Origin of the sequence: Mycobacterium sp. IS-1590 (genome assembly GCF_001500025.1) — a bacterium.
Taxonomy (GTDB): Bacteria; Actinomycetota; Actinomycetes; order Mycobacteriales; family Mycobacteriaceae; genus Mycobacterium.
Window position 1 is genome coordinate 110,266 of the sequence record NZ_LQIW01000006.1, and the last position, 7,080, is coordinate 117,345.

At 66.2% G+C, this 7,080-nt stretch carries 6 protein-coding genes and 1 pseudogene; 3 read left to right on the top strand and 4 right to left on the bottom strand.

Annotated elements, in window-relative coordinates; genetic code table 11:
- Positions 1 to 43: 43 nt before the first annotated feature.
- Complete coding sequence (locus AU197_RS06935) at positions 44 to 1,879, bottom strand: MFS transporter (protein WP_064401794.1); 1,836 nt, start codon at positions 1,877 to 1,879, stop codon at positions 44 to 46.
- Positions 1,880 to 2,025: 146 nt separating this feature from the next.
- Between AU197_RS06935 and AU197_RS26875 the strand changes: the two are divergent.
- Positions 2,026 to 2,133, top strand: a pseudogene (locus AU197_RS26875) (hypothetical protein); the annotation flags it as partial.
- A gap of 538 nt (positions 2,134 to 2,671) precedes the next feature.
- On the opposite strand, the gene AU197_RS06945 reads toward AU197_RS26875, so the two are convergent.
- Both AU197_RS06945 and AU197_RS06950 read right to left on the bottom strand, forming a co-directional pair.
- The gene (locus tag AU197_RS06945) at positions 2,672 to 3,196 is read right to left on the bottom strand and encodes a GNAT family N-acetyltransferase (protein ID WP_064401796.1); all 525 of its coding nucleotides are present in this window, start codon (positions 3,194 to 3,196) and stop codon (positions 2,672 to 2,674) included.
- 4 nt (positions 3,197 to 3,200) lie between these two features.
- Positions 3,201 to 3,578 carry a thiol-disulfide oxidoreductase DCC family protein gene (locus AU197_RS06950; RefSeq protein ID WP_064401810.1) on the bottom strand — a complete coding sequence of 126 codons (378 nt, stop codon included), beginning with the start codon at positions 3,576 to 3,578 and terminating at the stop codon, positions 3,201 to 3,203.
- Between the two features lie 156 nt (positions 3,579 to 3,734).
- On the opposite strand from AU197_RS06950, the gene AU197_RS06955 reads away from it, so the two are divergent.
- On the top strand, positions 3,735 to 4,685 hold the full coding sequence (locus AU197_RS06955) for a threonine ammonia-lyase (protein WP_064401811.1): 951 nt from the start codon (positions 3,735 to 3,737) through the stop codon (positions 4,683 to 4,685).
- Positions 4,686 to 4,702: 17 nt separating this feature from the next.
- On the opposite strand, the gene AU197_RS06960 is transcribed toward AU197_RS06955, so the two are convergent.
- Positions 4,703 to 6,169, bottom strand: coding sequence for a peptide MFS transporter (locus tag AU197_RS06960; RefSeq protein WP_064401812.1), 1,467 nt, complete (start codon positions 6,167 to 6,169; stop codon positions 4,703 to 4,705).
- Positions 6,170 to 6,388: 219 nt separating this feature from the next.
- Here AU197_RS06960 and AU197_RS06965 point away from each other — a divergent pair.
- Positions 6,389 to 7,080 (top strand): DUF7159 family protein (locus AU197_RS06965; protein ID WP_502687861.1); only part of this gene is annotated, 692 nt, incomplete at its 3' end.

A 7,080-nucleotide genomic window follows, 5' to 3' on the forward strand; every position in this document is an offset into this window, starting at 1 on the left:
GCCCGAAACGTCGGGTTGTGCCCGAATATGCTGCAGCTCAACGTCATTGCTGCGACATCCCGGGCGGCATGCCGAACTTGTTTCGACCGTGCCGGGCGATCCGGTTCTCCGCCAACGCGACCCGCAACGCCTTGCGGAACTCACCCGGACCCCAGTACCGCGCGCCGACTGCCCTGTACAGTTCGCGCGCCGACATCGGTTCGTGCTCGCTCACCGCGCGCGCAATCGTTTCGATCTCGTGGTCGAGCGCCGACTCGGGCGCACCGGGCATCGGTGGCTCGCGCCATGCCCCGTACCAGCCCGCCGCCGGGCCGGGCCGGTAGCGCCGCGCCTGGCTCGCCACCCGCTCCCGTTCTGTGCGCTCGGCGATGCGCGCCTGGCGGGCCGCGCGTTCGTTGTCACGTTCCGAAGACGCCTCCGTCTCCTCGTCGCCTTCGTCCGCGGTCGTCAGCGGCATGGCCAGGTCCTCGAGTTTCTCGCCCTCGGCCTTCACCCCGAAGAGCAGTTCGACGACGCCGCCGACGGCCATCACCGCCGCGCCGATCAGGAACGAGATCGCGACCAGTCCGCGGTCGCCGGATTCGATGAGTTGGCCGAACAGCAGGGGTCCGGTGATGCCACCGACGGCGGTGCCGACCGCATAGAAGAACGCGATCGCCAAAGCGCGTGTCTCCATGGGGAATATCTCACTGACGGTCAGATAGGCGGCGCTGGCTCCCGATGACGCGAGGAAGAAGCACACACCCAGCACCGTCATGAAGACCCACACGCCGCCCGTCTGGGAGACGAACAGCACGGTCAGCGCGACGGCCACGCACGCCGAACCCAGATACGCGAAGGAGATCATCGGTTTTCGGCCGACCGTGTCGAAGAACCGGCCGAGAAGGATCGGGCCGGCGAAGTTGCTCAGGGCCCATATCGCATAGAACATCGGCACGATGCCGGAGGAAACGTCGTAGAAGCCGCTCAGCAGGGTCCCGAGGTTGAACGTGAATGCGTTGTAGAGGAACGCCTGCCCGATGAACAGCGCCAGACCGAGGACGGCCCGGCGGGGATACTTCGTGAACGCCACGTGGGCGATCTCCCGGAACGAGATGGTCTTGCGTTGACGTACGGTCAGAGATCCCTCGGGCTCCTCGAGGGTTTGCCCGGTCTCGCGTTCCACCGCGCGCTCGATCTCGCCGACGATGCGCTCGGCTTCGTCCTCACGTCCGTGGATGAACAACCACCGCGGACTTTCCGGGACGTTTCGCCGCACCACGAGCACCACGAGACCGAAGATGGCGCCGATGCCGAACGCGATGCGCCAGCCGATGTCCGCCGGAAAGATCGCGGTGTTCAACAGCACCAGGGCGCCGGCGGCACCCCCGGCAGCGCCGAGCCAGTAAGAACCGTTGATGATCAGGTCGACGCGGCCACGGACGCGGGCGGGGATCAACTCGTCGATCGCGGAGTTGATCGCTGCGTATTCACCGCCGATACCCGCGCCGGTGAAGAACCGTGCGATGTAGAAGTACCACGGCGCGAACGCGAAAGCCGTTGCCACCGTGGCCGCAAGGTATACCGCGAGGGTGAGCAGGAACAGCTTCTTGCGGCCGAACCTGTCGGTGAGCTGACCGAAGAACAAGGCACCCAGACACGCGCCGGTGATGTAAATGGCAGCGGCGATGCCGATTTCGCCGGCGGTCAACTCGATCCCGCTGCCGCTCTCGGTCAGCCGGGACGCGACGTTGCCCACCATGGTGACCTCGAGGCCGTCGAGGATCCACACCCCTCCGAGCCCGAGTACAACGCGCCAATGAAATCGCGACCACGGCAACCGATCGAGCCGACTCGGAACCTGCGTGGTGATCGTGCCGGTTTGCACCCCAGAACTCATCGGCAGCCTCCTCGACCGTGGCCCAATCGGCTAGGGAGTACCCAACTTGGGAAAAAACATCCAGGCGGGTGCGCTTCGCAACCGAGACAATGAGCGGGTGACGTCTGCGCCGGCCAAAGACCGGGGCCCGCGACGTGGCAGGACGTTCGGTGCTGCCCGAGTCCTCCGAGTACTCGCTGGCTGGTATCGAGGCCGAAGCCCAGAGAATGGGTTCATTGGTGGCCGATCTGCTGCTGTTGGCGCGACTCGACGATCGGGCGAGACCCCCTCTGCGCACAGATCGCTCAACACGCGACATCGACATAGACCGTGTCCGAGATGATCAAAGGCTTGTGTCGTCGCCCCGAACGTCAGTCGTCTGGTGGGTGGCCCCGGAACGGGCCGCGGCGACTGTGCAGTCGGACAGTGGTGCGGCCCCGGTCCTGTCGACGATCACCGTGTAACCGCCGGCCTCGAGCGCCCGCACGGTCTGGTCGACTTCGGACGGACCCCTCTCGGGGCGGCTGCGGCCGCGCCGACCATCCCGAGCGTGGCAAGCGCTGATGCACAGACAGCAATCCCGGTGACGGCAACGTGATTCATAACTATATCCTCCGAAGTTGTTGTCCTGCTTCTCTTTTCAACGTAGGTGCGGAACGTGCTGCGGCAGGATGCTCATAGGGAACACAAACATATGAAACTCATGTGAAGGGGAGTGACCGCAACAGAAATCGTAGGAAAACTGCGGCGAGATCGCTGAGGCGTTGGCCGCCGAGGGCTCCGAGTCCGTCACCGACGGCGAGCCATTCGGGGTCACGTTGACGTGTGCCGCACCAGGCTTCGCTGGAGTAGCAGCGTGTCAAGCCAACGGCCGTGCTTGAATCCGACCGCAGTCAGTCGGCCGGCATCGACGAACCCGTGGCCGCGGTGCAGCGCAGCAGAAGCCGCCGCGTCGGTGTCGACGATCACGGCGATCACCTCCCGTATCCCGGCCCTCGCGCAACTGGTGAGCAACGCATCGAGCAGCATGCCGCCCACCCCGCGACCGACCGCGTCCGGCGCGACGTAGACCGAGTCCTCCACCGTGTGCAAGTAGGCGGGGCGAGTCTTCCACGGAGCGCAGTACGCGTAGCCGACGATCTCACCGTCCAGAACCGCCGAAAGGAACGGCAACCCGGCTTCGACGACGGCGCCGTACCGGCGGTTCCACTCCTCACGGCCGGGGCGCTCCACTTCGAAAGTCGCCACACTGTGGTCGACGTAGTGCGCGTAGATGTCACCGATCCTGCTCAGATCACCGCGGTGCGCCGCCCGCACGGCGATGTCGGACGTGCCCATCGGTTCAGCAGCCGACGGGATGCGACTCGCAGTATGGCGTCGTACCCGGGAAGCGGTACCGATGACTGGCGACATACCGGTACACGGCGTTCTGCAACGCACGAATCCCAGGGGTCCGGTACAGCAAGAGCGGAACCCGGGTCCCTAATGCAGCTGACACTGCGGCGTTCACCGCTTCTGCGCCCTCGTACACGTCGCCGGACTCGTCGTGCCATCGTGCGGCGTCGAGAACCCGTGACTGGGGGACGCCCAGCCGCTCGGCCACGCCCTCGCCCTGCAGGGCCGCGGTCCGCAGATCGCCCGTTCGGTTCCTCTTCAGGATGAAGTAGACGGCGCGGGTGCACATCCCGCAGTTGCCATCGAAGAACAGGGTTCCGGCCATATCGCCATTGTCTCTCCGCTTCCGCTGCCAGAGGACCCGGTTCGGGGTGGGCCGCGTCACGTCGACGTGCGAAGGCGCCGACTCGAGTCGTCGCCGGCCGCAGGTAACCGCAAGGGGCGGCCCCGCCGTGGCAGCGGCGGGAGCACACTGGTGGGTGTGGACTTGGTGACCCTTGACGACATCGAACAGGCGGCCGCGCGGACCCGGGCCTTCGTGCTGCGGACACCGCTGCTTCCGGCCCCCTGGGCGGGTGACGACGATCGGCCGCTGTGGATAAAGCCCGAGAGCCTGCAGTCGATCGGGGCATTCAAGGTGCGGGGTGCGTTCAACGCGATCGGCCACCTCGACGAATCGGTACGCACCAGGGGAGTGGTGGCCTATTCCAGCGGAAACCACGCCCAAGCGGTGGCCTACGCGGCTGCGGTGTATGCGATACCCGCCCACATCGTCATGCCGCAGGAGACGCCGGAGGTGAAGGTGGCCGCCACCCGCGGCCACGGGGCCACCGTCGTGTTGTGCGGTGCGGGACAACGAGAACGGGTTGCCGCTGAGGTCGTCGAGGAGACCGGCGGCGTCCTGATACCGCCGTTCGACCACCCCGACATCATCGCCGGGCAGGGCACGATCGGGTTGGAGATCGCCGAGGATCTTCCGAGCGTCGACACGGTGCTGATACCCGTCAGCGGCGGCGGCCTCGCATCGGGGATCGGTACGGCGATCAAAGCCTTGTGCCCCAACGCCAAGGTGATCGGGGTGGAGCCGGAACTCGCCGCTGACACCGCACAAAGCCTGAGCGTCGGACACCGCGTCGACTGGTCCATCGAGGACCGCAACCGCACCATCGCCGACGGGTTGCGCTCGCAGCCGTCAGAGTTGACCTTTGCTCACCTGCAACGGGTGCTCGATGACGTCGTCACGGTGACCGAAGACGAAATCCGTTCGGCTGTAAGCGAATTCGCTCGTCGCGCACACCTGGTGAGTGAACCCAGCGGCGCGGTCGCGCTGGCCGCCTACCGTAAGGGGTCCAGCCCGGCGGGCCGAACGGTCGTCGTCCTGTCCGGTGGCAACATCGAACCCGCACTGCTGCGGGGGATTCTGGCCGCTTAGCAGTGCGAGGACGTCGCTCAGTGCACTCCCTCCATATGGCGGCTGATCCACGGCGCGAGCGCGAACACGATCACACCGGCTGCTACCGCGACCGCACCGATGATGCCGAAGTAGGCGAACTCGTGCGTGGGCTTGTAGTAGCCGGCCAACACTCCGGACATGGCCGTGCCGATGCCGACCGAGAAGAAGTACAGCGCCATCATCTGGGCCCGGAACGCTTCGGGCGCAAGCTTTGTGGTCGCCGACAATCCGATCGGGGACAGCATCAGCTCACTGATCGCGAACACCGCCATCACACCGACGATGTACAGCGCGGGCACCGCCCGGCCGGTCGTGCCCGCCATCGGCAGAAAAAGCAGGAACGCCAAGCCCATCCCGATCACGCCGTATGCGAACTTTCGCGGGGTGGTCGGGGCGCGGTCGCCGAGCCTCGTCCACATCGCCGCGAACAGCGGCGAGAGCGTGATGATCCACACCGGTTCGATCGAGCCGATCCAACTCGACGGGGCGGTCCATCCGAAGATCGACCAGTTCATTCGCTCGTCGGAGTACACGGCGAGCACGGTGAAGATCTGCTGGAACAGCGACCAGAACACCGCGTTGGCGACGAACAGCGGGATGAACGCGCGCACCCGGACACGTTCGACGGACGTGACGCTGACGCTGGTCAGCATCACGACGAAATACGTCACCGACGCCGTGACCAGCACACTGGTCGTGACGTGCGACAGATTCCGCAGGGTCACCACGCCGGTTGCGAACACCACCGCGATGATCACCGCCGCCGCCAGCGCGGTTGCCGCTAGCCCACCGAATGCGCTGCGCGGCAGGGGATTGGGCACGTGACGGCCGTGCTCGCCGAGATTACGCCGGAACATGACGTACTGAGCCAGCCCCAACGCCATTCCGATTGCGGCGGCGCCGAATCCGTAGTGAAAGCCGACATGAGTCTGCAGCAACCCCGTGATCAGCGGACCCACAAAGGCACCGAGGTTGATACCGAGGTAGAACAACGTGAATCCGCCGTCGCAGCGCGGGTCGCCCTTGGCGTAGAGCGTTCCGAGTAGGGACGACGCGTTCGCCTTCAGCGCGCCCGAACCGAGAGCGACGAACACCAGGCCCGCGGTCACCCCCGCCAGGCCGGGAACGACGGCCAGCGCGATGTGGCCGAACATCACCACGACACCGCCATAGAAGACGGTGCGCTCCATGCCCAAAATCCGGTCGGCGATCCAGCCGCCGAGCACGGTCGACAGGTACACCAGCCCGCCGTAAGCGCCGACGATGCCAGTGGCAGTGCTCTGTGGAAGCCCCAGGCCGCCCTCGGTGACCGAGTAATAGAGGTAGTAACCGAGGATCGTCAGCATCCCGTAGAAGGAGAATCGCTCCCACAGCTCCACTCCGAACAGGTTCGTCAACCCGATCGGGTGACCGAGTACGGTGCGGCCGCTGGGCCCGCCCTCCGCCTGCTCGGTGGCTGCCACAGTCTTCACATTGCCACGGCGAACCGCGCTCCGCGTGCGATAGGGAACAATCGTCCCGGCAAAGGTGTTCGGCTTCTCTTCCAGGATGTTCAGCGGCACAGCACATTTCAATTTCGGCTCCCGGCAGGAGCTTTGAACCGTCTGCCCACGCCCCGGGAAGTCGCCGCGGCGCCATGCTGTTACGGTCACCCCGGTAAGTGGACGTCCGAAGGGGTGTAAGTGGACGCCGTACTCGGCTTGTCGGTGACACCGTCTGCCGTCGGCCTTGTCCTCGTCGAAGGGCAGGGCGGCGACGGCGCAACCGTCGACCGCGAAGCCATTGAGATCCTGCCCACGCGACGCTCGTCTCCGCGGCACGCCTCCGATGAGGCCGCGGCCGCGGTGTTGCGCGCCGAAGCGCTTGCCGCCGGTCACGGCCATCGGTTGCACACCATCGGCGTGACGTGGAGCGACGACGCTCGAACCGAAGCGTCGTTGCTGCTCAGATCCCTGCGCGAATGCGGCTTCGACAACGTGGTGGCGGTGCAACTGCCCGAGGCATCGGAGGCCTTGGCGTGGGGTGTCGCCGAGCTGATCGGCAATGAGGTCACGGCGGTGTGCGTGATCGAGTACGACGCCGTCATAGCGCTGGTCGTGAACACCCGCGAAGGCGCCGTGCAGACCGCGGTCAACCATTCGGTCGACAGCGAAGAATCGTTGGTCCGCTGGTTGAACGCCGTGTTCGCCAGGGCCGACTGGCGGCCCGAGGCATTGGTGCTGGTGGGATCGGGCGCCGATCTGGACGCGATCATGCCCCGGGTGGAGACCGTCTTGGCGGTGCCGGTCTTCGCGCCCGCCGAAGCCGAGCTTGCGCTGGCACGCGGGGCCGCACTCGCGGCCGCCGACAGCGGCCCTTCGCTGTTCGCCGCCGA

Coding starts and splice junctions, on each gene's coding strand:
- AU197_RS06935 (WP_064401794.1), bottom strand. CDS start 1,879: ATGAGTTCTGGGGTGCAAACCGGCACGATCACCACGCAGGTTCCGAGT.
- AU197_RS06945 (WP_064401796.1), bottom strand. CDS start 3,196: ATGGGCACGTCCGACATCGCCGTGCGGGCGGCGCACCGCGGTGATCTG.
- AU197_RS06950 (WP_064401810.1), bottom strand. CDS start 3,578: ATGGCCGGAACCCTGTTCTTCGATGGCAACTGCGGGATGTGCACCCGC.